Annotated in this window: 20 protein-coding genes; 5 read left to right on the plus strand and 15 right to left on the minus strand. The window is 70.9% G+C overall.

Features of this window, described 5'->3' with window-relative positions; genetic code table 11:
* The first annotated feature begins 324 nt into the window (after positions 1 to 324).
* The 3 genes from MTQ10_RS09720 (at position 325) to MTQ10_RS09730 (ending at position 4,274) form a co-directional block, all read left to right on the plus strand.
* Positions 325 to 1,650 carry a PhoH family protein gene (locus MTQ10_RS09720; protein ID WP_247464695.1) on the plus strand — a complete coding sequence of 442 codons (1,326 nt, stop codon included), beginning with the start codon at positions 325 to 327 and terminating at the stop codon, positions 1,648 to 1,650.
* 445 nt (positions 1,651 to 2,095) lie between these two features.
* Positions 2,096 to 2,782, plus strand: a complete 687-nt coding sequence (locus MTQ10_RS09725; protein WP_247464697.1) for a transglycosylase SLT domain-containing protein — start codon at positions 2,096 to 2,098, stop codon at positions 2,780 to 2,782.
* A 157-nt stretch (positions 2,783 to 2,939) separates the two neighbouring features.
* Positions 2,940 to 4,274, plus strand: coding sequence for an AI-2E family transporter (locus MTQ10_RS09730; RefSeq protein WP_247464700.1), 1,335 nt, complete (start codon positions 2,940 to 2,942; stop codon positions 4,272 to 4,274).
* 158 nt (positions 4,275 to 4,432) lie between these two features.
* Here MTQ10_RS09730 and MTQ10_RS09735 read toward each other — a convergent pair whose 3' ends face one another.
* Together MTQ10_RS09735 and MTQ10_RS09740 are read right to left on the minus strand one after the other, a co-directional pair.
* The gene (locus MTQ10_RS09735; RefSeq protein ID WP_247464703.1) at positions 4,433 to 4,972 is read right to left on the minus strand and encodes an alkyl hydroperoxide reductase; all 540 of its coding nucleotides are present in this window, start codon (positions 4,970 to 4,972) and stop codon (positions 4,433 to 4,435) included.
* Between the two features lie 3 nt (positions 4,973 to 4,975).
* Positions 4,976 to 5,530 (minus strand): peroxiredoxin, encoded by a 555-nt coding sequence (locus MTQ10_RS09740; RefSeq protein WP_247464706.1) that lies wholly within the window; start codon positions 5,528 to 5,530, stop codon positions 4,976 to 4,978.
* Positions 5,531 to 5,675: 145 nt separating this feature from the next.
* On the opposite strand from MTQ10_RS09740, the gene MTQ10_RS09745 reads away from it, so the two are divergent.
* A complete protein-coding gene (locus tag MTQ10_RS09745; RefSeq protein ID WP_247464709.1) occupies positions 5,676 to 6,617 on the plus strand; it encodes a LysR substrate-binding domain-containing protein in 942 nt (313 codons plus the stop codon).
* Between the two features lie 810 nt (positions 6,618 to 7,427).
* Here MTQ10_RS09745 and MTQ10_RS09750 read toward each other — a convergent pair.
* The 5 genes from MTQ10_RS09750 to MTQ10_RS09770 all read right to left on the minus strand — a co-directional run bounded on the left by MTQ10_RS09750 (position 7,428) and on the right by MTQ10_RS09770 (position 12,255).
* The gene (locus MTQ10_RS09750; RefSeq protein WP_247464712.1) at positions 7,428 to 9,782 is read right to left on the minus strand and encodes an ABC transporter permease; all 2,355 of its coding nucleotides are present in this window, start codon (positions 9,780 to 9,782) and stop codon (positions 7,428 to 7,430) included.
* Positions 9,779 to 10,468 (minus strand): ABC transporter ATP-binding protein, encoded by a 690-nt coding sequence (locus MTQ10_RS09755; RefSeq protein WP_247464714.1) that lies wholly within the window; start codon positions 10,466 to 10,468, stop codon positions 9,779 to 9,781. Before MTQ10_RS09755 ends, MTQ10_RS09750 begins: the two co-directional genes overlap by 4 nt.
* A complete protein-coding gene (locus MTQ10_RS09760) occupies positions 10,465 to 10,992 on the minus strand; it encodes a PadR family transcriptional regulator (RefSeq protein ID WP_247464718.1) in 528 nt (175 codons plus the stop codon). The genes MTQ10_RS09755 and MTQ10_RS09760 overlap by 4 nt, the downstream gene beginning before the upstream one ends.
* 94 nt (positions 10,993 to 11,086) lie before the next feature.
* A complete protein-coding gene (locus MTQ10_RS09765) occupies positions 11,087 to 11,356 on the minus strand; it encodes a hypothetical protein (protein WP_247464721.1) in 270 nt (89 codons plus the stop codon).
* Positions 11,353 to 12,255, minus strand: a complete 903-nt coding sequence (locus MTQ10_RS09770; protein ID WP_247464724.1) for an SPFH domain-containing protein — start codon at positions 12,253 to 12,255, stop codon at positions 11,353 to 11,355. Before MTQ10_RS09770 ends, MTQ10_RS09765 begins: the two co-directional genes overlap by 4 nt.
* Before the next feature lie 256 nt (positions 12,256 to 12,511).
* Here MTQ10_RS09770 and MTQ10_RS09775 point away from each other — a divergent pair, with 256 nt between their 5' ends.
* Positions 12,512 to 14,815, plus strand: coding sequence for a transglycosylase domain-containing protein (locus MTQ10_RS09775; RefSeq protein ID WP_247464727.1), 2,304 nt, complete (start codon positions 12,512 to 12,514; stop codon positions 14,813 to 14,815).
* A gap of 209 nt (positions 14,816 to 15,024) precedes the next feature.
* Here the strand turns inward: MTQ10_RS09775 and MTQ10_RS09780 are convergent, their stop codons facing one another.
* From MTQ10_RS09780 to MTQ10_RS09815, 8 genes are all read right to left on the minus strand, one after another.
* Positions 15,025 to 17,154, minus strand: a complete 2,130-nt coding sequence (locus MTQ10_RS09780) for a SpoIIE family protein phosphatase (protein ID WP_374117588.1) — start codon at positions 17,152 to 17,154, stop codon at positions 15,025 to 15,027.
* A 235-nt stretch (positions 17,155 to 17,389) separates the two neighbouring features.
* On the minus strand, positions 17,390 to 18,106 hold the full coding sequence (fomD, locus tag MTQ10_RS09785) for a cytidylyl-2-hydroxypropylphosphonate hydrolase (protein ID WP_247464732.1): 717 nt from the start codon (positions 18,104 to 18,106) through the stop codon (positions 17,390 to 17,392).
* Between the two features lie 100 nt (positions 18,107 to 18,206).
* Positions 18,207 to 19,595: a class II fumarate hydratase gene (locus MTQ10_RS09790; RefSeq protein ID WP_247464735.1), complete on the minus strand. Its 1,389-nt coding sequence runs from the start codon at positions 19,593 to 19,595 to the stop codon at positions 18,207 to 18,209.
* 122 nt (positions 19,596 to 19,717) lie between these two features.
* Positions 19,718 to 20,707 carry a zinc-dependent alcohol dehydrogenase family protein gene (locus MTQ10_RS09795; protein ID WP_247464738.1) on the minus strand — a complete coding sequence of 330 codons (990 nt, stop codon included), beginning with the start codon at positions 20,705 to 20,707 and terminating at the stop codon, positions 19,718 to 19,720.
* The gene (locus MTQ10_RS09800; protein ID WP_247464740.1) at positions 20,704 to 21,594 is read right to left on the minus strand and encodes a carbohydrate ABC transporter permease; all 891 of its coding nucleotides are present in this window, start codon (positions 21,592 to 21,594) and stop codon (positions 20,704 to 20,706) included. Before MTQ10_RS09800 ends, MTQ10_RS09795 begins: the two co-directional genes overlap by 4 nt.
* Positions 21,591 to 22,553, minus strand: coding sequence for a carbohydrate ABC transporter permease (locus tag MTQ10_RS09805; RefSeq protein ID WP_247464743.1), 963 nt, complete (start codon positions 22,551 to 22,553; stop codon positions 21,591 to 21,593). The genes MTQ10_RS09800 and MTQ10_RS09805 overlap by 4 nt, the downstream gene beginning before the upstream one ends.
* Positions 22,554 to 22,661: 108 nt before the next feature.
* Positions 22,662 to 24,017 carry an ABC transporter substrate-binding protein gene (locus tag MTQ10_RS09810; protein WP_247464746.1) on the minus strand — a complete coding sequence of 452 codons (1,356 nt, stop codon included), beginning with the start codon at positions 24,015 to 24,017 and terminating at the stop codon, positions 22,662 to 22,664.
* An 83-nt stretch (positions 24,018 to 24,100) separates the two neighbouring features.
* On the minus strand, positions 24,101 to 24,862 hold the full coding sequence (locus MTQ10_RS09815) for a DeoR/GlpR family DNA-binding transcription regulator (protein WP_247464750.1): 762 nt from the start codon (positions 24,860 to 24,862) through the stop codon (positions 24,101 to 24,103).
* Positions 24,863 to 25,213: the final 351 nt, after the last annotated feature.

Consider the following 25,213-nt stretch of genomic DNA (forward strand, 5'->3'; position numbering starts at 1 on the left):
CCTCCGCGCACCCCACCCCGTGACAGCCCGGCACCCCCCGGAGTTCACCGGCGCGTCGGCGCCGCGCCGACACCGTGTCGGCATGGCATTGCACGTTCGAGGGCATAAGCCAAGCAGGTCGACACCCGAACCACGGGCGTCGGATCTCAGCGGACGGCACGGGGCCGTCCGCCCGGGAGGCCCTTTGCACCAGCCCGACCGTGCGGCCACTGCACGGAAGCAGCCGCGGAGGGCCGGTCCACGGCCCCTCGCACGCGAGGGCCGGACACCGGTCCAGCACCGTCTCGTCGCTCCCCGACCTCATCCGAGGGGGTACGTCCTTCCGTGGTGACCAGCACAAAGCGCCACAAGCCAGACCGGCGCACCTACGTCCTCGACACCAGCGTCCTGCTGGCCGACCCGAACGCCCTGAACCGCTTCGACGAGCACGAGGTCGTGCTCCCCGTCGTCGTGGTCACGGAGCTGGAGGCCAAGCGGCACCATCCCGAACTCGGCTACTTCGCCCGGCAGGCGCTGCGCCTGCTCGACGACTACCGGGTGCGGTACGGCCGCCTCGATGCCCCCATCCCCATCGGGGACCTCGGCGGGACCGTACGGGTCGAGCTCAACCACTCGGACCCCAGCGTGCTGCCCACCGGCTACCGACTGGGGGACAACGACTCCCGCATCCTCGCGGTCGCACGCAACCTCCAGGCCGAGGGATACGACGTCACCGTCGTCTCGAAGGACCTGCCGCTGCGCATCAAGGCGTCCTCCGTGGGCCTCCTCGCCGAGGAGTACCGGGCCGAACTGGCCATCACGGACAACTCCGGCTGGACGGGGATGTCCGAACTGACCCTGGCCGGGGAGCAGGTGGACATCCTTTTCGAGGAGGGACACGTGTATGTGCCGGAGGCGGCCGGCCTCCCCGTGCACACGGGTCTCACCATCGAGTCGGAGCGGGGCAAGGCCCTCGGCCGCGTCACCCCCGAGGGGAACGTCCGGCTGGTCCGCGGGGACCGGGAGGCGTTCGGCATCAAGGGCCGCAGCGCCGAGCAGCGCATCGCGCTGGATCTGCTGCTCGACCCGGACGTCGGCATCGTCTCCCTGGGCGGCCGGGCCGGCACCGGCAAGTCGGCGCTGGCGCTGTGCGCGGGCCTGGAGGCCGTGCTGGAGCGGCGGCAGCACCAGAAGGTGATGGTGTTCCGGCCGCTGTACGCGGTCGGCGGGCAGGAGCTGGGCTATCTGCCGGGCACCGAGGCGGAGAAGATGAGCCCGTGGGCGCAGGCCGTCTTCGACACGCTGTCCGCGGTCACGTCCCGCGAGGTCATCGAGGAGGTCACCGCGCGCGGCATGCTGGAGGTGCTGCCGCTCACCCACATCCGGGGCCGGTCGCTGCACGACGCGTTCGTCATCGTCGACGAGGCCCAGTCGCTGGAGAGGAACGTGCTGCTGACGGTGCTGTCCCGGATCGGCGCCAACTCACGGGTCGTACTCACCCATGACGTGGCACAGCGGGACAATCTGCGCGTCGGGCGTTACGACGGTGTCGTCGCCGTCGTGGAGAAGCTGAAGGGGCACCCGCTCTTCGCGCACGTCACGCTCAACAGGTCCGAGAGGTCCCAGATCGCCGCACTTGTGACCGAAATGCTGGAGGACGGCCACATCTGACCCGACTTGGCAGAACTTGAGCGAAGCTGAGCGGATCGACCAACTTCACAGAGGTTACGCAGCGGTTGGCGCCGTCGGACGAAGGCAAGAGCCTAGTCCGGCGGCGCCCTCGCATGTGCGCGTTCGATGAAATCCCCTGGGCCAAACGGGATGTGAGCTTTCACACGCAACTCGGAATTGCCTTGCGGTGTCGGGTTACGGCAGAGTCTCACTCCTGTCAGGCCCCGCATACGACACAGCCGTACCCCCAGCGGTCCGGCACCACAGCAGGAACACCAACTCCATAGCAGCCGTCGTATGCCGCCCGAGCACCACGCGGCGCTCCCGAGCGGGAGTTGCCCACCGGGCCCGTGCCTCCCGTGACCCGCAGTTGGGGAGGCCAGTGCCAGGGGCACGATTGCGTCCGCCAGGGTCACCGAAGCGGGCGATGCTGGAAGGAAACCGTGTGAGCCGGATCTCGGTCCGGGGATTCGCAGTGGCCTCCGCCACCGCAGTCACCGCTGTCGGAAGCGTCGTCGGCGTTGCCTCGGGCAGCACCGCAGCGCAGAACAACGACGCCGAAGCACTGGCGGCCGACGCGACGCTGCTCGCGGACATTCCCGCGGGCCAGCAGGCCCAGGTCCAGGCCGCGTCCCTGACGCAGCAGGCCGACGCGCAGGCCATCGCTGCGGACGCGACCGCGAAGAAGGACGCCGAGGAGGCGGCCCGCAAGGCGGCCGCCGAGACCGCGATCGCGAAGAAGGAAGCCGCCGAGAAGGCGGCGAAGGAAGCCAAGGAACGCGCCGAGGCCAAGGCCGCCGCGAGCCGCAGCTCCGCCGACTTCCCCGTGCAGAGCTCGTACACCGTCGCTCAGATCCAGGCGATGGCCCGGCAGATGGTCTCCGCCGGTCAGTTCCAGTGCTTCAGCAACATCGTGGACCACGAGTCCAGCTGGAACTACCGCGCCGTGAACCCGTCCTCCGGCGCCTACGGCCTCTTCCAGGCCCTGCCCGGCTCCAAGATGGCCTCCGCCGGCGCCGACTGGCAGACCAACCCGGCCACCCAGATCAAGTGGGGCCTGAACTACATGAACGCGCGGTACGGCAGCCCCTGCGACGCCTGGGCGTTCTGGCAGGCCAACCACTGGTACTAGGCCGCGCCTTCGGCCCGTACGCCAGATTTCCGGCACCGCCGATCAACCTTCGCAAGCCCCTCCCCGTCCTCACGGAGAGGGGCTTGTGCCCTGTACGGTCTGACACGACGACCCCTGGGGGGGAGTGGTGGGGCGAGACGGGGGAAGAGGACGGATCATGTCGCGAGTGCCACGATGGCTCGGCCGCATCGGCGCGGGCCTCAGTGAGATGGGGGAACGGCTCGACGAGCGGCGCGCCGAAGCGGAACGGGAACGGCAGGCACCCGAACCCGAGCCCGCCCCCGTGACCGCCGTCGAGTACGAGCCCGCTGCCGCGCCCGTCCGACCCGACCCCGCCCAGGCGGTCCCCTGGGGCGTGCGTGTCGCCGCCGAGGCCGGGTGGCGGCTGCTGGTGCTCGCCGGGACTCTCTGGGTGCTGATGAAGGTCATCAGCGCCGTCCAGCTCGTCGTCCTCGCCTTCGTCACCGCGCTGCTCATCACCGCGCTGCTCCAGCCGACGGTGGCACGGCTGCGGCGCATGGGCGTACCGCGCGGGCCGGCGACCGCGCTCACCGCGATCCTCGGCTTCGTCATCATGGGCCTGATCGGCTGGTTCGTGTCCTGGCAGGTCATGGAGAACATCGACGACCTCTCCGACCAGATCCAGGACGGCATCGACGAACTGCGCAAGTGGCTGCTGAACAGCCCCTTCCACGTCACCGACAAGCAGATCAACCAGATCGCGCAGAACCTCCGCGAGGCGATCGGCGCCAACACCGACCAGATCACCTCGGCCGGGCTGGAAGGCGTCCAGGTCGTCGTGGAGGCCCTGACCGGGATTCTGCTGACCGTCTTCTCCACGCTGTTCCTGCTGTACGACGGACGGCGCATCTGGGAGTGGTTCCTGAAGCTGGTGCCCGCAGCCGCCCGGCCGGGCGTGGCCGGCGCCGGACCGCGCGCGTGGGCGACGCTCACCGCGTACGTCCGGGGCACGGTCCTGGTCGCGTTGATCGACGCCGTGTTCATCGGCATCGGCATCTACTTCCTCGATGTGCCGATGGCCGTGCCGCTCGCCGTGTTCATCTTCCTGTTCGCGTTCATCCCGCTCGTCGGCGCGGTCGTCTCCGGGGCGCTCGCGGTCGTCGTGGCGCTGGTGACGCAGGGCGTGTTCACGGCCGTGATGACGCTGGTCGTCGTCCTCGCGGTGCAGCAGATCGAGGGTCACATCCTGCAGCCGTTCATCCTCGGCCGGGCCGTACGCGTGCATCCGCTGGCCGTGGTGCTGTCCGTGGCCGCCGGCGGCATGGTGGCCGGGATCGGCGGCGCGGTGGTGGCCGTACCGCTGGTGGCGGTGACGAACACCGTCGCCGGCTATCTGCGGGCGTACTCCCGCGGGCCCGCCCTGCGCGACGCCCCGCCGCCGCGCGGCGCCACCTCCACGGACGCGTCGCCTGCGGTGCCGGTGAGCGGACAGAAGCCGCCGGCGTCGCCGCCGGGCGAGGAACAGCCGTAGCCGACGGGGCACCCCCGGCCCGTACCGCGGACGGACGACGGCAGCAGCGCCGCCGATCGCCCCGGCCCGTGCACGGCGACGAACGACAGGGCCCCGCCCACCTTCCGGACGCGAGGAGCGTCCTTCCGGTGGCCGGGGCCCTGTGCCGTGTACCGCGCCTACTGGGCGTCCGCCAGGACGGCCTCCGCGTCCAGGGTGACGCCGACCGACTGGATCACCGAGGCGATCTTGAAGGCCTCCTGGATGACGTCACGGTCCAGGCCCGCCTTGCGCAGCACCTGCTCGTGCGAGTCCAGGCACATGCCGCAGCCGTTGATCGCGGACACCGCGAACGACCACAGCTCGAAGTCGACCTTGTCGACACCCGGGTTGCCGATGACGTTCATCCGCAGACCGGCGCGCAGGTTGCCGTACTCGTGGTCCGACAGCAGATGGCGCGTCCGGTAGAAGACGTTGTTCATCGCCATGATCGCGGCGGCGGCCTTGGCGGCCTGGTACGCCTCCGGCGTGAGGTTCGCCTTCGCCTCCGGCTCCAGCTCCCGCAGCACGATCGCGGAACGCGAGGCGATGGCCGTGGCCAGCACCGTGCCCCACAGCTGCTGGGCGGGAAGCTCGGAGTTGCCGATGACCGAACCCAGATTGAGCTTCAGGTCCTTGGCGTAGTCCGGTATACGGGACTTCAGGGAGTCGAGGGACATGCCTCACTCACCAGCCAGCAGGGCGACCGGGTCCAGGGTCTCGTCGCCCTTGTTCCAGTTGCACGGGCACAGCTCGTCCGTCTGGAGGGCGTCCAGGACCCGCAGGACCTCCTTGGGGTTACGGCCGACGGAGCCGGCGGTCACCATGGAGAACTGGATCTCGTTGTTCTGGTCGACGATGAAGACGGCACGCTTGGCGAAGCCCTCCTCGTCCTCGATGCCCAGCTCGCGCATCAGCTCGTGCTTGGAGTCGGCCATCATCGGGAACGGCAGGTCGCGCAGGTCGTCGTGGTCCTTGCGCCAGGCGTGGTGGACGAACTCCGAGTCACCGGAGAAGCCCAGGATCTGCGCGTCACGGTCGGCGAACTCGTCGTTCAGCTTGCCGAAGGCGGCGATCTCGGTGGGGCACACGAAGGTGAAGTCCTTGGGCCATGCGAAGATCACCTTCCACTTGCCCTCGTAGGTCTTGTGGTTGATCTTCTCGAACTCCTTGCCCTTCTCCAGCGAGACGCAGGCGGTCAGTTCGAACTCGGGGAACTTGTCACCGACAGTGAGCACACGCTCTCCTTGCAGCGAAGAAACACCCCTTTTGCTGGTGTTTCCCATGGGTTGGACGATGTTGATGTTGGCACAGCGTGCATTGATTCGTGAAATAGCTACACTCGGTCGAGTTGATCGGCAGCACTTATCAGTGAGGGGACCCTTGAGCAGCGGCACGAGACGACGGCAGCCCAGCCTGTCCCAGCTCCGGGCGTTCGCGGCGGTCGCCGAACACCTGCACTTCCGGGACGCGGCCGCGGCGATAGGGATGAGCCAGCCGGCCCTGTCCGGCGCGGTGTCCGCGCTGGAGGAGACACTCGGTGTCACGCTCCTCGAGCGTACGACGCGGAAGGTACTGCTCTCGCCCGCGGGGGAGAGGCTCGCGGTGCGCGCCAAGGCCGTGCTCGACGAGGTGCAGGCGCTGCTGGAGGAGGCCGAGGCGGTACGGGCGCCGTTCACCGGGGTGCTGCGGCTCGGTGTCATCCCGACCGTGGCGCCGTATCTGCTGCCGACCGTGCTGCACCTCGTGCACGACCGCTGTCCCGACCTCGATCTGCAGGTGCACGAGGAACAGACCGCGAGCCTGCTGGACGGGCTGCAGAACGGGCGGCTCGATCTGCTGCTGCTCGCGGTGCCGCTGGGGGTGCCGGGGGTGGTCGAACTCCCCCTTTTCGACGAGGACTTCGTCCTGGTCACGCCGATCGGGCACCCGCTCGGCGGGCGGGAGGGCATCGGGCGGGAGGCGCTGAAGGAACTGCATCTGCTGCTGCTCGACGAGGGCCACTGTCTGCGGGACCAGGCGCTGGAGATCTGCCGGGAGGCGGGGCGGGAGGACGCGCCGGTCACGACGACGGCCGCCGGGCTGTCCACGCTGGTCCAGCTGGTCGCCGGGGGGATGGGGTGCACGTTGCTGCCGCGGACGGCGCTGCCGCTGGAGACGGCGCGGAGCAGCCGGCTGCTCACCGGTACGTTCGCCCCGCCGGCGCCGGCCCGGCGCATCGCCCTCGCCATGCGGGCCGGGGCGGCGCGGGGGGCGGAGTACGAGGAACTCGCGTCGGCGCTCCGAGAGGCGCTGCGGACATTGCCGGTACGGGTCGCCTCCTGACACCCCGTTCGTGGCCGGGGGCCCCGGCCCCCCGCGCCCAGCGCCCCGACGGCAGGCGCGCCCTGGGGCCGGCTCGACGCGGGTGCGGGCCTCTTCGGGGCAGGTCAGCGCCCCGGCGTTACGAGGGCACTCGGCACTGACGGGACGCCGCCGCGCTCACGAGCAGGGGTACCCCCCATCGCCCCATCGGCACGACTGCCCGCAGCTACGACTGCCCGACCGCTCGCACCGGGGTCGCCCCGTGGACCTCGGCCGTCGACGGCCCGCAGCCGCCGTGCGGCGGGAGGGGGCGTGTCGGGGGGTGCCCGCCCGCAGCGTGCGGCGAAAACGCCCGGCACGAATCTGAGAATCCCAGCGTCGCACCGAGGACGGACACCCCCCGGCGCGCACCCGACCCACCCACCGCCCGTAGGCGCAACCGCAACCACGCACCCCCGGACACAGGCCGCCGCAGGCACTCAGGGGCGCGGGGAACTGCGCGAGAACCCCTCACCGGGCCGCAGGTGGAAACGAAACCCCGAAGGGGCGCGGGGAACTGCGCGACCAGGCCCCACCGGCCCGCAGGTGGGCACGATGGCCCCGCCAAGACAGGGGCGCGGGGAACTGCGCGACAGGCCCCACCGGCCCGCAGGTGGACACGATGGCCCGGCCAAGACAGGGGCGCGGGGAACTGCGCGACCAGGCCCCACCGGCCCGCAGGTGGGCACGATGGCCCCGCCACGAACAGCGGCGCGGGGAACTGCGCAACGCGGCCCCACCGGCGCGCCGGTGGGCAGGGGTGCGGGGAAGAAGCCCCCCGCACCCTGCGTCTCACTCCGTGCGCAGGCCGTCCGCCCGCATCAGCCGGGCCAGCGGCGGCAGGCTCAGCGCGGTGACCGCGAGGACGACGCCCGCGCCGATGCCGGTCATCGTCAGGACACTGGCCCAGTCGACGCGTACCGCCGTCGCCGTCATGCGCAGCAGCACGGCGCCCAGCGTCAGCCCGACCGCCGAGGCCAGCAGCAGCCCCAGGGCGATGGGCACGGCCGTCTGCCACAGCACGGACAGCCCCAGCGTCCTGCGCCGCGTACCGAACGCGACCAGCGACGACAGCAGCTTGCGCCGTTCCCTGAGCTGTTCCAGCTGCGACACCAGCAGGCTCGCCCCGATGAGCGTGAGCACGCACGCCGCGCCGACGAAGAGGCCCTGCCGGATGGCGGCGAACTTCTTCGACTCCTGCGTGCTCTCCCACATCCACGCGCCGGCGAGCGGGTCGAGCCGCCAGGCGGTGTTGCGGACATGGTCCGCCGCCTCGGGCATCGACCGGTCGAGCCGCAGGTAGATGTCGCTGTAGAGGGTGCTCCGCACGTTCTTCGGCAGCGCGCTCGGCGTGAGCAGCATGCCTCCGACGCGGTAGCCGTGCAGGCCGTCCACGGAGGGGGCGGTGCGGACGCCGGCGGGGATCTTCCAGGCGATCTCCTTGCCCTTGTCGCCGTCGGCGCTGGGGTCGAACCACACGGTGGCGCCGGCCTTGACGATGTCGGTGCGGTCCTCGTCGTACTCCGCGCCGGTCAGCCGGAACGCGTCGCCGTCGCGGCACGTGGGCAGGTTCGCGAGCAGGCGCAGCGCGTCGCAGTCGCCGACGGTGACCTCGACGGTGTGCTCGGGGTTCTTCGCCCGCTCGGAGAAGTAGCTGTGGGAGAGCAGGATCGCCTGCTCCACGCCCTTCGTGGACCGCAGCTGTGCGAGGGCGCCGTTGTCGCCGTCGATCGTGGCTTTCGTGTCCTCGCGCAGATCGACCTGCATCTGTGCGCGCCGCAGGTCCTTGCCGGTGGGTTCGCGGTAGTCGCCCTCGACGCCTGCGAAGAGCATCTGTAGGGCGATCGCCCCGGCGACGGCGACGGCGATGCCGTTGACGGTGCGGGCGGCGGTGCCGCTGCTGAGCTGGAGCCGGCGGATCGCCAACTGCCAGGAGACGCCGCCGGTGCCGAGGCGGGCGACAACGGCTTCGACGATCCACGGCAGCAGCGCGGTGACGCCGGCGAGGAGGAGCAGGACGCCGCCGACGACGAGGTACTGGTTGAAGTCGCCGTTCTCCCGGCCCTTCCCGGTCATCGGGTACAGCATGGCGAGGCCGCCGACGGGCAGCAGCAGCCGCCACCACAGCCGGCGCCGCGAGGGCTTGGCGGTGCGGACGACGCCGAGCGGTTCGATGACGACGCCGCGCAGGGTGAGCAGGGTGACCAGGACGGACGCGGCGGGCACGGCGACGGCGACGAGCGCGGCGAGCGCGGGGGTGGGCGTGAGGTAGCTGGGGAAGACGCTGGTGCCCAGCACCTCGACCGAGCCCGCGGCCTGGCGGCCGATCAGGAAGAACACCGTGCCGAGGACGAGGCCGAGCAGGGAGCCGCCGAGGGCCTCGCCGGCGGCGATGCGCCGGGTCATGCGGCTGTCGGAGCCGACGAGCCGCAGCGCGGCGAGCCGCCGGTCGCGGCGTTCGCCGCCGAACCGTACGGCCGCGGCGATGAACACGGCGACCGGCATCAGCAGCACGGTGAAGATGACGAGGATGAGCAGGATGAGGACGGGGTCGAGGCGTTCGTCCTCCTGTCCTCGGACGTCCTCGCCGAAGGCGACGATCCGCGCCACGCTGGAGCTGTCGATGCGCTGGGCGAGCCCGGTGGCGCCGGCGTAGTAGGTGAGTTCCTGGGAGCCGACCAGGCCCTCTTCGCCGATGGTGCCGGTGACGCGGTACGGCAGCCGCTCCCGCAGCAGTGCGCCGCTGTCGGAGGCGAGGAGTTTCTTCAGCGCGGGGGAGACGACCATCTCGCCGGGTCCGGGCAGCCGGTCCACGCCCGGCGGCCGGGGTGCCTTCGGGCCCTCGGGCTCCAGCAGTCGGCCGCGGACGTCCTCGGCGCCGAACTGGGTGTTGGCGTCGGCGACGACGAGGGTGTCGGGGCCCTTGGGCCGCTCCGGCTGGCTGAAGGTGTGGTCGGCGCGTGCGTGCTCGCGGGCGGAGCGCTCCGCCAGCACGTTCGGTACGGCGGTGGTCAGCAGCAGCAGGGTCACGCCGAGGCCGACGCCGACGGCGGTGAGGAGGGTGCGGGTCCAGCCCTCGCGTCCGCCGCCGAAGGCGAACCGTACGCCCATGGCCAGGTCGCGGCTCCACTGTCGTACGGCGCTCATACGATGCGCTCCATGTCGCGGGACTTGCCGTCGCGGACGACGATCTCGCGGTCGGAGTAGGCGGCGACGCGGGCCTCGTGGGTGACGAGGACGACGGCGGTGCCGGAGGAGCGTGCGGACTCGGTGAGGAGTTCCATCACGCGTTCGCCGTTGAGGGAGTCGAGGGCGCCGGTCGGTTCGTCGGCGAAGAGGACGCGCGGGCCGGTGACGAGGGCGCGGGCGACGGCGACGCGCTGGCCCTGACCGCCGGAGACCTCGCCGGGCCGTTTGCCGGCGAGGTCGTGGACCTCCAGTCGGCGCATCCACTCCAGCGCGGTCTGCTCGGCCTTCTTGCGGGGCGTGCCGTTGAGCCGCAGCGGCAGGGCGACGTTCTCCACGCAGGTCAGTTCCGGTACGAGCTGGCCGAACTGGAAGACGAACCCGAACTCGGAGCGGCGCAGGGCGCTGCGCTGGGCGTCGTTCATCCGCGCGAGGTCGCGGCCGTCGTAGAGGATGGTCCCGGCGTCGGGGGTGACGATGCCGGCGAGGCAGTGCAGCAGGGTCGACTTGCCGGAGCCGGAGGGGCCCATGACGGCGACGACCTCGCCGGGGTGGATGGAGAACTCGGCGCCGTCGAGGGCGACGGTGGGGCCGTAGGCCTTGCGCAGGCCCTCGGCGACGAGGAGGGAGCCGGCGGGCGCGGTCATGAGGACACCACCGCCTGACGCAGCTTGTCGAGGCGGGCCGCGGTCAGTTCGAGCCAGCGCAGGTCGGCCTCCAGGTGGAACAGGGCGTGGTCGCAGATCAGCTGGTCGGCGAGGTCGCCCTTGCGTTTGCGGTCGGTGAGGATGCGCATGCTGCGCAGGTGCTCGGCGCGCTGGGTGTCGAGGATGTCGGCGGCGTTCCGGTGGGTGAGCAGCGCGAGGACGACCTTGGTGTAGAGGGTCGACTGGAGGTACGGCTCGGGCTTCTCCGGGGTGGCGAGCCAGCGTTCGACGTCGGTGATGCCGGCGTCGGTGATGGCGTACCGCTTGCGTTCGGGGCCGTCGCCGGCCTCGATGCCGTCGACCTCGACGAGGCCGTGCTTCAGCAGTCGGGACATCGTCGAGTAGACCTGGCCGTAGTGCAGCGGCCGGTCGTGACCGAACTTCTCGTCGAAGGCCCGCTTCAGGTCGTAGCCGTGGCGGGGCCCGGACTCCAGGAGTCCCAGAAGGGTGTGACCGATGGACATGAGCACGACTGTACACATGGTGTATACGCCAGGTGTATACGCGGAGTGTGCACGTCACATCAGGGCGTGGGAACGGGCAGGTCGGAGCCGATTGTCACGGTTCTGGAACATCGGGGCCGCGCCCCGGTCCGCCGGAGCCGGGCGGGCGTCCGCGCCGGGGTATCGGCCCGGCGTCCCGGGGCAGCCGCCCGGCCTCCGCGAGCGCCTTGCGCAGCAGGAACTCGATCTGCGCGTTGGCGGAGCGCAGCTCGTCACCGGCCCAGCGGGCCAGTGCCTCGTACACCTGCGGGTCCAGCCGCAGCAGCACCTGCTTGCGCTGCTGCGGCCGGCGCCGCGAGGGCGTCCCCTCGGCTTCCGGGGTCACTGGTAGAGCGTCCCGGTGTTCAGGACGGGCTGCGGGGCGCGGTCCCCGCACAGCACCACCATCAGGTTGGACACCATCGCGGCCTTGCGCTCCTCGTCCAGGTCGACGATGTCCTGCTCGGCGATCCGGGCGAGCGCCGCCTCGACCATGCCGACGGCGCCGTCCACGATCTCCCGCCGGGCGGCGACGACCGCGCCGGCCTGCTGCCGCTGGAGCATCGCGGAGGCGATCTCGGGGGCGTAGGCGAGGTGGGTGAAGCGGGACTCGATGATCTGGACGCCGGCCGCCTCCACGCGCGCGTGCAGCTCCGCGGCGAGCTTCTCGGTGATCTCCTCGGCGTTGCCGCGCAGTGACAGGCCGTCCTCCTCATGGGCGTCGTACGGGTACTCGATGGCGATGTGCCGTACGGCCGCCTCGGTCTGCGTGCTGACGAACTCCAGGTAGTTGTCCACCTCGAACGTGGCCTGCGCGGTGTCGTTCACCTTCCACACCACGACCGCGGCCAGTTCGATCGGGTTGCCGTAGGCGTCGTTGACCTTGAGGACGGCCGTCTCGTGGTTGCGGACGCGGGTGGAGATCTTCCGCCGCGAGGTGAAGGGGTTCACCCAGCGCAGCCCGTCCTGCCGGATGGTGCCGCGGTAGCGGCCGAAGAGCTGGACGACGCGGGCCTCGCCGGGCGCCACCGTGTTCAGTCCGCGCAGCCCTATGAGGGCGGCGAGCAGGACGACGGCGCCGCCGACGGCGAACAGCGGGTTCTTCTCCGCCCCGGCGAACAGCGCGATGGCCGCTCCGAGCCCGATCAGCCCGAGCAGCAGGGCGAGGCCGCCGCCGATGCTGCGCGCCGGGAACTCGCGGACACGTGGTGCGGGCATCTCGGGTACGTCGACGTTCTCGGACATGGGGTCCCCCGTTCTGTGAGGTCCGACGTGGCCGCAGTGTTAGCGCGGCGATAACTAAGTGATAGCACTTTTTCCGGCAGGGGCAACTCTCAACCCTCTTGCGGCGTCGGTTCCATGGCAGGGGGTGCTCATTGTCACGTCCGTAACGACCGGATCGGACGGACTTTGTCACATACAGCGGTGTTAGCTTTCTGAGCTGACCTGGGCCCGGCACCTCTCGTGTGGCGGAAGACGACGGAGCGGAGCGAAGCAACCCATGGGACGAGCGGATGAGAGACGAGCGCGGCAGCGCGGTGGCCGCCGCGCGGCCCCCAAGCGCCGCCGCTCGTCGCAGGCGGGCGGCAAGAGCCGGATACGCCGGCTGTTCACCTGGAAGAAGATCCTCGGCACGTTCCTCGGCCTGTGCCTGCTCGGCATCGGCGCCTTCATCGTGCTGTACATGATGATCGACATCCCGGAGGGCAACGCCGACGCCAAGCTGCAGAGCAACGTCTACAAATACAGCGACGGCTCGATCATGACCCGCGACGGCGAGGTCAACCGGGAGATCGTCGACCTCGCGAAGGTGCCCAAGAAGGTCCAGCGGTCCTTCGTCGCCGCCGAGAACAAGACCTTCTACCAGGACTCCGGCATCGACCTGAAGGGCACCGCCCGAGGCGTGATCAACACGCTCTCCGGCAAGGGCGCGCAGGGCGGCTCCACGATCACCCAGCAGTACGTCAAGAACTACTACCTCAGCCAGGAACAGACCGTCTCCCGCAAGCTTCAGGAGATGGTGATCTCGCTGAAGCTGGACCGGGAGAAGTCCAAGGACTACATCCTCGCCGGCTACATCAACACCAGCTACTACGGCCGCGGCGCCTACGGCATCCAGGCCGCCGCCCAGGCCTACTACCGCATCGACGCCGAGGACCTGAACGTCGCGCAGGGCGCCTACCTGGCCGCGCTGCTCCAGGCTCCCAGCCAGTACGACTGGGCGACCGCCTCCGACACCGGCAAGAAACTCGTCCAGCAGCGCTGGAACTACGTGCTGGACAACATGGTCGAGATGGGCTGGCTGGACCAGGGCGAGCGGGCCTCGCTGAAGTTCCCCGTGCCCAAGGACCCCAAGCCGTCCGCCGGACTCGGCGGCCAGAAGGGCTACCTGGTCGAGGCGGCCAACGCCCAGCTCGCCCGGCAGCTCGTCGCCCAGGGCGCCGCGGAGGACTACAAGGACGCGCTCGCGCTGGTCAAGCGCGGCGGCTGGACGATCACCCTCAACATCGACAAGAAGAAGCAGGCCACGCTGGAGAACGCCGTCAAGGAGCAGCTCACCAGCAAGCTCGACCCGAAGGAACGCAAGGTCGACGCGAACGTGCAGGCCGGCGCGGTCTCCGTGAACCCGAAGACCGGCGCGATCGTCGCCATGTACGGCGGCGTTGACTACTTCAAGCACTACACGAACAACGCCACCCGCGAGGACTACCAGCCCGCCTCCACCTTCAAGCCGGTCATCCTCGCCGCGGCCGTCGACGAGGGCGCCGAGACCCAGTCCGGGCAGCCGATCACCGCGAACACGATCTACGACGGCACCAGCGAACGGCCGGTCGTGGACGGCGGCACGAAGGTCGGCTTCGCCCCGGAGAACGAGGACGGCGCGAACTACGGCCCCATCACCGTCCAGTCCGCGATGAACGAGTCGGTCAACTCCGTGTTCGCACAGATGGGCGTCGACGTCGGCATGAAGAACGTGCTGAAGGTCGCCGGCGACCTCGGCATGGACACCGAGAAGCTGCCGGCGGTGCCCGCGCAGACCCTCGGCTCGATGGGCGCCAGCCCGCTTCAGATGGCCGGGGTGTACGCCACCCTCGACAACCACGGCAAGAAGGTCACGCCGACGCTCATCAAGTCGGTGGAGCACATCTCCCGCACCGTGGAGATGCCGAAGGCGGTCGGTGAGCAGGTCATCAGCCGGGAGGCCGCCGACACGGTGACGTCCGTCCTCACCGGCGTCGTCGACGACGGTACGGCCCGCAGGTCCGTCCGCGACAACCCGATGCGCAACGGGCAGAAGGTCGCCGGCAAGACCGGTACGTCCGACAACAACAAGTCGGCCTGGTTCACCGGCTACACCCCCGACCTGGTCACCTCCGTCGGCCTGTTCGGCGAGGACGCCAAGACCCACGCCCAGACCCCCCTGACCGGCGCCACCGGACGCCTGCCCGGCAAGGGCCGCGTGAACGGCGGCGGCTACCCGGCGCAGATCTGGGCGGCGTACACCTTCGGCGTGCAGAGCAAGGTCAGCGAGTTCGACCTGGAGACCGATCAGGGCGCCGCGGTCGAGCCGCCCGAGTCGGCCACGCCGTCGCAGACGCCGACATCTCAGGAGCCGTCGGAGACCCCGACCACGGAGGAACCGACCGAGGAGCCGACGACGGAGGAACCGACGGAGGAGCCGACGACGCAGGCGCCCACGCAGACGCCTACGACGCAGCCGCCGACGACGTCACCGCCGCCGTCGGAGTCGGCGACGCAGGAACCGGAGAACCCGATCGACCGGTTCGGCGACGACGACCGGTAAAGGCGACCGGTGGACGACCGGTGGATCACCGGCAGGGGAGCGCAGAAGGGCGCCCGGCGTGACGCCGGGCGCCCTTCACACGTCCGTACGACCCTCAGGAGCCGCCGGGGCCCTGCGGGACCGCGCCGGGCCATCGGAACCCCGCCCGGGGACCGCGCCGACCTCGTGCAGAGCCCGCGCCCGGGGGCCCCGGCCGCAGACCCCGCCCCTCACGCCCGGTTCAGCTCGAACCACACCACCTTGCCGGTGCTCAGCCGGGTCGCGCCCCAGCGCCGCGCCAGCCGGTTCACCAGGTACAGGCCGCGCCCGCCCTCGTCCGTGGCGCGCGCCTGCCGCAGCCGGGGCAGTTGCGGCACGTCGTCGCCGACCTCGCAGCGCAGCACGTCGGTGCGCAGCAGCCGCAGCGTGACCGGCCGGGACGCATACCGCACCGCGTTGGTGACGACCTCGCTGACCAGCAGCTCCACCGAGTCGCCCAGCTCCTCCAGACCCCAGCGGGCCAGCGCCCGCCGGGCCAGCCTGCGCGCCTTGCCCGGAGCGGCGTCCTCCGGCTCCAGCGTCCAGTACGCGACATCGCTCGGCGCGATCCCGTCGAAGCGGGCGGCGAGCAGCGCGATGTCGTCGTCCCGGTCGCCCGGCCCGAGCATGTCCAGCACCTCGTCGCACAGCGCCTCCAGCGGCGGCGGATGGTCCGGCCCGGTCAGCTGCGCGGTCGCGGCGAGCTTCTCCCGCAACTGCTCTATGCCGGTCCACACGTCCCGCAGCCGGGACTCCACCAGGCCGTCGGTGTACAGCAGCAGGGTCGCCCCGGCGGGCGCGTCCAGCTCGACGGCCTCGAAGTCGACACCGCCGACGCCGATCGGCGCGCCGGACGGCACCCGCAGCACCTCGGCACGGCCGCCCAGGTGCAGCAGGACGGGCGGCGGATGGCCGGCGTTGGCGACGGTGATGCGGTGCGACACCGGGTCGTACACCGCGTACAGGCAGGTCGCCATGCGGTCCGTGCCGAGCCTCTGCGCCTGTTCGTCGAGGTGGTGCAGCACCTCCTGCGGCGGCAGGTCGAGCCCCGCGAGGGTCTGCGCGGTCGTCCGCAGCTGGCCCATGATCGCCGCCGATGTCATGGAGTGCCCCATGACGTCGCCGACGACGAGGGCGACCCGGCTGCCGGGCAGCGGGATCGCGTCGTACCAGTCGCCGCCCACCCGCGCGGTCTCCGCGGCCGGCAGATAGCGGGAGGCGAGCCGTACGCCCGTGGGGCGGGGCAGGGTCTCCGGGAGCATCGTGCGTTGCAGCTCGTCGGCGATGTACGCCTCACGGTCGTACAGCACCGCCTTGTCGATGCCGAGCGCGCTGTGCGTGGCGAGCTGCGCGGCGACGAGCAGGTCGTCCGTCTCGAAGGCGAGCCGTTCGGGCCGGCGCAGGAACACGGCGGCGCCGATGACGCGGCGCCGGCCGCGCAGCGGGGCGAGGATGGCCCGCTGCCCGCTGGGCACGACCAGGTCGCCGCCCGCGCCGAGGAGTTCGGGCAGCGCCGCCCGCGCCGCGGGCGCGTCGGCGAACACCGGCCGCACCCCGCGCAGCACCTCGGCGAGCGCACCGCCGGTGCGCACCTCGCACAGCTCGGCCGCCACCGAGGACAGCTCCGCCAGCTCCCACGGCTCGGGCTGCTGCGCGGGCGGCGGCAGCGGCGCGAAACCGGCCTCGCTGTCCCGCTCCACGGGGATGCGGTCGGTGCGGCGCAGCCGCAGCACCAGCGGGCCCGTGGGGCGTTCGTCGCCGACCGGCAGCGGGTCGCGCAGATAGACCAGGATCGCGTCGGAGAACGTCGGGACGGTCGCCCGGCACAGCCCCATCACGATCTCGTCGAGGTCCAGGCCGCGGGCGATGCGCCGGGTCGCCGCGCCGACGAACCGGAGCCGGTCGCCGTCGCGCCGCATCGGCGTGGGCTGCCCCGGCTGGGGTCCCTGCCCGGTCCGCCGCTCCGCGCCCAAGGGCGCGCTCCCGGCGCGGGGCGCGTGGCCGTCCGGCTGCGCGGGGATCCCCTCGGGCGCCGGGCGGGGCCGGTGGGTGCCGGTCTCCGCGGACGCCGGCTGGGCGTGCTCCGGGCCGGGGTCCGGGCCCTGCCCGGCCTCGGCGCGGCCCTGAGCGGCGTCCGCGCGGCTCTGCGCGCGCGGTGCGGCCGGGCCCGGCGGGGCGTCGGCGCCGCGCGGCGCCTGCGCGGGCAGCGCGGGAGTGCCCGCGGTGTGTGCGGGCGTGGAGGTACGCAGGAACGCCCCGCCGGCTTCCGCGGGGTCTGCGCCCGGCTGGGGACGTTCGTAGGACGTGGGGTGCTCCGTCACGCGTGTCGAATCCATCCGTCAGCGACTGCGCGCCGCGCGTGCAGTTCGTCCCGCCGAAGTGCCGATACCCGTAATACGTGCCCCGGGAACGGAATTCCGGCGTGGTCAGAGGTTGTCACGTCCTGCCGCCCCTCGGTGACATCGGGTCAGACTCGGTGCCTGTCCGGGCAGTTGCTGCCATGAGCCCTTGCGGAGGACGATCCTACGTTTCGTGCCCGGGGGCGCATCAAGGGTCTCATGAGGACATGTGCGCGGGCGTACGGTCCCAGTCGTCCGGCAGCGGCGGGACCGTCCACGAGGGATCGGGCCGCCAGTGCTCCCAGCCGTCGCTGAACGGCGGACCCCAGGCGTCGATCACCTCCACGGCCTGCTTGCCGGCGCTGCGGATGCGTTCGGCGAGGGCGTCGTCGACCAGGCCGTCCTGCCTGGCCTGCGCGAATTCGTCCTCGTCACGCCAGTGCCAACTGCGGTCCGGGTGGACGGAGATGTCCAGGAAGTGATCCTCGGAGTCGACGCCGCCGGACCACCGGGTCAGCGGCTCCTCCAGGTTGACGTACCAGTTCTTGAACCGCCATCCCGGGTCCCAGAACAGCCACACCGACCAGGGCCGGCCGGGCATGGCCAGTTTCAGCACCCCCGTGCCGAACCAGCGGTCCCGCCGCACCGTCCGCGGCTTGGTGTAGCGGGACGCCAGCGGCTCGAGATGGACGGGCGTGCCGTCGGCGAGCACCGGCTTGACGCATTCCGTGCCGGGCGCCATCCACACGGCGAGCAGCTCGGGATCGTCCCGTACGACGGTGACGGGGCGGGCGATGTGGACGCGCGTGCCGGCGTTCTCCCTGTACCGCCACAGGATCCGGCTGCCGGGTGTCCAGAAACCGCCCGAACCGGCCGCTGTCGCACCGGTGTTCGCGTCCTTGCCCGCTGTCGTCACCACATCACCGTCTGCCATGCACAGATATTAGGTGCCACAGCCATATGACGCTGCGGCGCGGGTCACGGTTCGCACTCGCGTGTGACACGCGCCGCAGAGCATCACGCCGGGTGACGGGTCAGGGGCGGGTCATCCGCAGGACGTCCAGCGCCTCGTCGAGCTGCTCCAGGGTGAGCGCACCGCGCTCCACATAGCCGCTCTCCAGCACTACCTGACGGATCGTCTTGCGTTCCGCGAGTGCCTTCTTGGCGACCTTCGCGGCCTCCTCGTACCCGATGTACCGGTTCAGCGGGGTCACCACGGACGGTGACGACTCGGCGTACTCGCGGGCGCGGTCCCGGTCGGCGGTGATGCCGTCGACGGTCCGGTCGGCGAGCAGCCGGGAGACGTTGGCGAGGAGCCGGACCGACTCCAGCACGTTCTTCGCGATCACCGGCAGCATCACGTTCAGCTCGAAGTTGCCCGCGGCTCCGGCGGTGGCGACCGTCGCGTCGTTGCCGACGACCTGCGCGCACACCATGAGGACCGCCTCGGGCACGACCGGGTTGACCTTGCCGGGCATGATCGACGAGCCGGGCTGCAGATCGGGCAGGCTGATCTCGGCGAGGCCGGTGCGCGGCCCGGACGACATCCAGCGCAGATCGTTGGCGATCTTCGTCAGGGACACGGCGATCGTGCGGAGCTGCCCACTGGTCTCCACGATGCCGTCGCGGGCGCCCTGCGCCTCGAAGTGGTCCCGCGCCTCGGTCAGCGGCAGCCCGGTCGCGCGGGCCACCTCCTCGATGACGGCGGCGGAGAACCCGGGCGGGGTGTTGATGCCGGTGCCGACGGCGGTGCCGCCCAGCGGCAGCTCCGCCAGCCGCGGCAGGGAGGCCTCCAGACGTTCGACACCGTGCCGGATCTGCGCCGCGTACCCGCCGAACTCCTGGCCCAGCGTGACGGGCGTGGCGTCCATCAGATGCGTACGCCCCGACTTCACGACGTCCGCGAACTCCTCCGCCTTGCGGGACAGGGACGCCGCGAGATGCCCCAGCGCCGGGATCAGGTCCCGGACGACGGCCGCGGTGGCGGCGATGTGGATGGAGGAGGGGAAGACGTCGTTGGACGACTGGGAGGCGTTGACGTGGTCGTTGGGGTGCACGTCCCGGCCGAGGCGCTCGCTCGCCAGGGTGGCGATGACCTCGTTGGTGTTCATGTTGGAGGACGTGCCCGACCCGGTCTGGAACACGTCCACCGGGAAGTGGTCGTCCCAGTCGCCGCGGGCGACCTCCTCCGCCGCCTCCTGGATCGCCTCGGCGACGTCCTTGTCGAGCACCCCGAGCCGTGCGTTGACCTTGGCGGCGGCGCCCTTGATCCGGGCGAGGGCCTCGATATGGGCGCGTTCGATGCGCTGCCCGGAGACGGGGAAGTTCTCCACCGCGCGCTGGGTCTGCGCCCGCCACTTGGCGTGCGCGGGGACGCGGACCTCACCCATGGAGTCGTGCTCGATGCGGTATTCGTCGCTCATACCGCCTATAGCGATCCGGCGCGCGGCGATGTTCCGCCGGTACGCCCGAGTGGGGGCCCGCCGGACGAGGAGCGGGGCGGCGGCCGGGAGTCCCGTCCCGCCCGCCGCCCCCGCGCGCCGTGTCAGGGCAGTACGACGATCTTGCGGCCCTGTCCGGCCGCGAACTGCTCCAGCGCCTGCGGGTACCGCTCCAGCGGTATGCGGTGGCTGATGAACACCTGGGGGTCGAGCACCCCGGTCGCGAACAGCTCCGCCGCCCGCTCGTAGCTGTGCAGCACGGCCATCGAGCCGGTGATGGTGATCTCCTGGTTGTAGACGCGGTACGGCGAGATGGTGGCCGTCACCGCCGGGTCGGAGACCCCGAACTGCAGGAACGTCCCCGCCTTGGCGACCCGCTCCAGGCCGTCCTGGATGGCGGCGGCGTTGCCGGTGGCGTCGATCACCACGTCCCAGCCGCCGGGACGCCCCAGCTCGTCGGCGGACAGCGCCGTACGGGAGCAGCCCAGCTTCTGTGCCGTGGCCAGCCGCTCCGGGTTGACGTCGACGACGTCAACGGAGGCGGCGCCGGTGCGTTTGGCCAGCTCCAGCATCATCAGGCCCATGGTGCCGCTGCCGTAGATCAGCACATGGCAGCCGATCCTGTTGTTCAGCACGTCGTAGCCGCGCACGGCGCAGGACAGCGGCTCGATCAGGGCGGCGTCCTGGGTGTCCACATGGTCGGGCAGCGGCACGCAGTTGGCGACGGGCACGGCCACGAACTCCGCGGCGGCGCCGGGGTGCGTGACGCCGATCGCGGCGTACCGCTCGCACAGGTTGCCGCGTCCGGCGCGGCAGTAGCGGCACTCGCCGCAGTACATGTTCGGGTCGGCCGCGACCCGGGTACCGACGGTCAGCTCGGTCACCTCGCTGCCGACGGCGACGACCTCCCCGGCGAACTCGTGGCCGGGGACGATCGGCAGGCTCGGCGCGTGCTCGCCCCGCAGGATGTGCAGGTCGGTGCCGCACAGCCCGACCGCGGCCACGCCGACGACGACCTCGCGCGGGCCGGGGGCGGGGTCGGGGACGGACCGCACTTCCACGCTGCCGGGTGCGGTGATCACGGCGGCCCTCACTTGACGGCTCCCAGGGACAGGCCGCGGACCAGTTTGTCCTGGGCGGCGAAACCGGCGATGAGCACGGGCAGGGACACGAGCGTGGCGGCGGCGCACAGCCGGGCCAGGAACAGTCCCTCGCTGGTGATGAAACCGACCAGGAACACCGGTGCGGTCGAGGCGTTGGTGGCGGTCAGGTTGACCGCGAACATGAACTCGTTCCAGCTGAAGATGAAACAGATCAGCGAGGTCGCCGCCAGGCCCGGCATCGCGACCGGCGCGACGATCCGCCACAGCACGGTCGGCAGACCGGCGCCGTCGACCTCGGCGGCCTCCAGGATCTCCTTGGGGACCTCCGCGAGGAACGAACGCATCATCCACACCGCGATCGGCAGGTTCATCGCCGTGTACAGGACGATCAGCGTCCACACGTTGTCCAGCATCCCGGCGTCCTTGACGATCAGGTACACCGGCAGCAGGGCCGCGATGGCCGGCAGGAACTTCGTGGACAGGAAGAAGAACATCACGTCGGTCCACTTCTGGACCGGCTTGATGGACAGCGCGTACGCCGCGGGCACCGCCAGCGCCAGCACCAGCACGGTCGAGATGACGCTCGCCATCGCCGAGTTGAGCAGGAACGGCGTGATGTCCCGGCCGAACAGCAGCCTGTACTGGTCGAGGGTGACCGGCGCGAAGGGGGTCGGCGGGTTGGTCGCCGCGTCCGCCTCCTGATGGAAGGAGGTCAGCACCATCCACGCCACCGGCGCGAAGAACACGAGCGTGGTGAGCCAGGCGACGAACGTCCACAGCGGCGACAGCCTCGGCGTGCCGCCCCGGTCGTCGCGGCGGCGTACCACCAGTCTCTTCAGCCGCGCGCCGGGCGCGGCGGCGGTCGTCGCGGCGCTCATCGGGACACCTCCTCGCGGAACAGCGACGCGATGGTGCGCAGCGCGAACGTCGCGATCACGATCGAGCCGAGCACGACCACCACACCGGCGGCGGCTGCCTGCCCGTACTCGTACTTGCGGAACATGGTCAGATAGATCTCGTACGGCAGATTGGTCGTCTGCGAGCCGGGGCCGCCCTGGGTGATCGTGTAGACCGCGTCGAAGGTCTGCACGATGTAGATCGTGCCGAGCAGGATGCCCAGCTCGATGTACTGCCGCAGATGCGGCAGTGTGATGTGACGGAACGTCTGCAGCGCCGACGCCCCGTCCATCCGGGCGGCCTCCAGCACGTCGGCGGGCTGCGCCTGAAGGCCGGCGAGCAGGATCAGCATCATGAACGGCGTCCACTGCCACACCAGGGACACCACCACGGCCGGCATGGGGTGCGAGGACACCCAGTCGACCGTAGGGCCGTTGTCCGCGCCGAACAGGCGGTACACGGCGTTGAGGGTGCCGTTGAGCAGGCCGTAGTCCGGGTTGTAGAGGGCGTGCTTCCACAGCAGGGCCGCCGCGACCGGCATGACCAGGAACGGCGCGATGAGCATTGTGCGGGCCAGGCCCCGGCCGATGAAGCGGCGGTCGAGCAGCATCGCCAGGCCGAGCCCGAGGAGCACGCTGATGATCACCACGGAGGCGGTGAGCACGATCGTGTTCAGCACGGCCGTGCGCAGCCGCTCATCGGTGAAGACGAACGAGAAGTTGTCCAGGCCGACGAAGTGCCGGTCGCCCGGCTTGAGGATGTTCCACTGGAAGGTGGAGATGACGAGTGTCGCCACGAACGGCAACTGGGTGACGACGATGGTGAAGACGAGCGCCGGCAGCAGCGGGATGCGGCGCTTCCACTTTCCGCCGCCGCCACGGGAGGCCCGTGGCCGGGCGGGCGGTGATGTCGTCTTGGGGGGAACGGTGAGAGTGGTCATGGGAGTGTCCTTGGCCGGCGACGGCGGCCGGGTCGGGGGGAGCGGGGCCCGGCCGGGGGAGGTCCGGCCGGGCGGTTCAGGGGCGTGCCGGCGGTGGCTGCCGGTGCGTCACCGGTAGTTCTTCGCGACGTCCTCGGCGAGCTTCTGGCCGTCGTCGAGCGCCTTGTCCACGCTGGTCTTCCCGGCGATGGCGGCGGAGATCTCCTGGGTGACCTTGGTGCCCAGGTCCTGGAACTCGGGGATGGCGACGTACTGGACGCCCACGGTCGGGCGGGGCTGGACGCCCGGGTTCGCCGGGTCGGTGCCCTCGATGGACTTCAGCGTGATGTCACCGAAGGACGCGGCGGCCTTCTGGTACTCGGGCAGCTGGTAGGTGCTGGCCCGCTTGCCGGCCGGGACACGCGACCAGCCGAGCTTCTCGCCGACCAGCTTCTCGTACTCCTTGCTGGACGCCCACAGCATGAACTTCGAGGCGGCTTCGGCGTTCTTCGTGGTCTTCGGCATGGCCCACGCCCAGCTCCACAGCCAGCCGCTGCTCTTGGTCCTGACGGTGGGCGCGTACGCGTAGCCGACATGGCCGGCGATCTTGCTGGAGGCGGGGTCCTCCAGCGATCCGGCGGCGCTGGTCGCGTCGTACCACATCGCGACCTTCTTCTGGCTCATGGCGTTCAGGCACTCGGTGAACCCGGCCTGCGGTGCGCCCGCCTCGCCGTGCTTGCGGACGAGGTCGACGTAGAAGTTCGTGGCCTGCTTGAACTCGGGGCTGTTCACCTGGGCCTTCCAGTCCTTGGTGAACCAGGTGCCGCCGAAGGTGTTGACCACGGTCGTCAGGGACGCCCCCAGCTCGCCCCAGCCGGCCAGGCCGCGCAGACAGATGCCGCGCATCCCCGGCTCGGCGCCGTCGACCTTCGCGGCGATGTCGGCGATCTGCTGCCACGTCGGGTGCTCGGGCACGGTGATGCCCTTCGCCTTCATGACGTCCTTGTTGTACATGAGCATCGACGACTCGCCGTAGAACGGCAGCGCGTACAGCTTGCCGTCGGAGCCCGACAGGGCCGTCACCATCGGCTTGAGCAGGTCGGACGAGTCGAACTCCGGGTCCTTCTCGGCGTAGGAGCTGAGTTCGTGCAGCCAGCCGTTCTTGTGCCAGATCGGGATCTCGTACGCGCCGACGGTGGCGACGTCGTACTGGCCGGCCTGGGTGGCGACGTCCTGGGTGACCTTGTCGCGGAGCTCGTTCTCCGGCAGCACCGTGAAGTTGACCTTGATGCCGGTCTCCTTCGTGAACGTGTCCTTGGTCAGCTTCGCTATGTCCTCCATCTGCGGGTTGCCGACCATCAGCACGTTGATCGACGTGCCGTCGCCGCCCGAGCCCGACGAACCGCCCGCGCCGCTACAGGCGACCAGCAGCGAACCGGCGGCGGTCGCCGTGGCGAGGACATGGATCGTTCTCCGTGTGCGCATGACTGACTCCAGGAATGTTGCGAGGGCATGGGGAACCAGGCCCACGGTCTTGCGGGGGGCGGGGTTGTGGTGTCGACAGCGGCTCAGGCCCGGATGACCTCGGGGCCCAGCAGCGAATAGCGGTGTGCTTCGGCGGCGGGCAGTCCCGCGTCGGTGACGATCGCCTCGAACTCCGTGACGTCGGCGAAGCGGCAGAAACTCACGGCGCCGAACTTCGTGTGCACGCCGGAGAAGACCCGGCGCCTGGCGGCCTTGAGGACCTGGGCCTTGACCTCGCCGACTGCGGGATCGGGGGTGGTCAGTCCGTGGTTGCGGGAGATGCCGTTCGCGCCGACGTACGCCAGGTCGATGACGAAGCCGGACAGCATGCGGGTCGCCCAGTGGTCCACCGTCGCGAGCGTCCCGCCGCGCACCCTGCCGCCCAGCAGGAGCACGGTGACGTTCTCGGCGGAGGACAGATGGCCGGCGGTGGCCAGCGAGGTGGTGATCACGGTCAGCGGCCGGTTGCGGGGGAGGGCGGCGGCGATGAGCTGAGGGGTGTAGCCCTCGTCGATGAAGACGGTCTCGGCGTCCCCCAGCAGTGCGGCTGCGGCAGCGGCGATCCGGGTCTTCTCGGGGACGTTCCTTGCGGTGCGGGTGGCGAGCGTGGTCTCGAAACCGGCGCTCTCCACGGGGATCGCCCCGCCGTGCGTACGGCGGACCAGTCCGTGCTGCTCCAGGAGGTTCAGGTCACGCCGTACGGTCTCCCTGGAGACCCCGAACTCGGCCGCCAGCCCTACGACCTCCACCGACCCGGAGCGGCGTGCCGCATCCAGAATTCCGCGTCTTCGTTCCTCGGCGTCCACGGCGACACCTCCGTCCACGGCTCGGGGCGCTTCGTTCGCGCCGGCTCTGACCGAAGTCCGGCCCGTTCGGGCTTCGGTGGCCAAATTTGTACAAGGGGAATCGCCGTACTGGCCAGGCTCGTCGCTGAGGGGTTTGTGACCGAATGTGCCCGTCATGTCGGGTGTGGATGCCCAGGACAAGGCGGTGGGGAAGGCCTCGGGGAGGGGGCGTGCTGCCCGCTTCGCGCCCGCTGTGTGCCCGTTCTCCGCCCGTTTGTCGAACGGATTCGGCCGCCGTCCGCTCACCCTGCGGTGACAGGGCCGTCGACGACAAGAGCCCCCGGCGCGCGGGCCGGGGGCTCTCAGGGGTGC

The sequence above is a fragment of the Streptomyces sp. XM83C genome, assembly GCF_023072675.1.
Classification (GTDB): domain Bacteria; phylum Actinomycetota; class Actinomycetes; order Streptomycetales; family Streptomycetaceae; genus Streptomyces; species Streptomyces thermocoprophilus.

Bases quoted from the DNA above. Each gene is read 5' to 3' on its own strand.
- MTQ10_RS09730 (WP_247464700.1), top strand. From the start codon at position 2,940: ATGTCGCGAGTGCCACGATGGCTCGGCCGCATCGGCGCGGGCCTCAGT.
- MTQ10_RS09735 (WP_247464703.1), bottom strand. From the start codon at position 4,972: ATGTCCCTCGACTCCCTGAAGTCCCGTATACCGGACTACGCCAAGGAC.
- MTQ10_RS09750 (WP_247464712.1), bottom strand. From the start codon at position 9,782: ATGAGCGCCGTACGACAGTGGAGCCGCGACCTGGCCATGGGCGTACGG.
- MTQ10_RS09755 (WP_247464714.1), bottom strand. From the start codon at position 10,468: ATGACCGCGCCCGCCGGCTCCCTCCTCGTCGCCGAGGGCCTGCGCAAG.
- MTQ10_RS09760 (WP_247464718.1), bottom strand. From the start codon at position 10,992: ATGTCCATCGGTCACACCCTTCTGGGACTCCTGGAGTCCGGGCCCCGC.
- MTQ10_RS09770 (WP_247464724.1), bottom strand. From the start codon at position 12,255: ATGTCCGAGAACGTCGACGTACCCGAGATGCCCGCACCACGTGTCCGC.
- MTQ10_RS09775 (WP_247464727.1), top strand. From the start codon at position 12,512: ATGGGACGAGCGGATGAGAGACGAGCGCGGCAGCGCGGTGGCCGCCGC.
- fomD (WP_247464732.1), bottom strand. From the start codon at position 18,106: ATGGCAGACGGTGATGTGGTGACGACAGCGGGCAAGGACGCGAACACC.
- MTQ10_RS09790 (WP_247464735.1), bottom strand. From the start codon at position 19,595: ATGAGCGACGAATACCGCATCGAGCACGACTCCATGGGTGAGGTCCGC.
- MTQ10_RS09800 (WP_247464740.1), bottom strand. From the start codon at position 21,594: ATGAGCGCCGCGACGACCGCCGCCGCGCCCGGCGCGCGGCTGAAGAGA.
- MTQ10_RS09805 (WP_247464743.1), bottom strand. From the start codon at position 22,553: ATGACCACTCTCACCGTTCCCCCCAAGACGACATCACCGCCCGCCCGG.
- MTQ10_RS09810 (WP_247464746.1), bottom strand. From the start codon at position 24,017: ATGCGCACACGGAGAACGATCCATGTCCTCGCCACGGCGACCGCCGCC.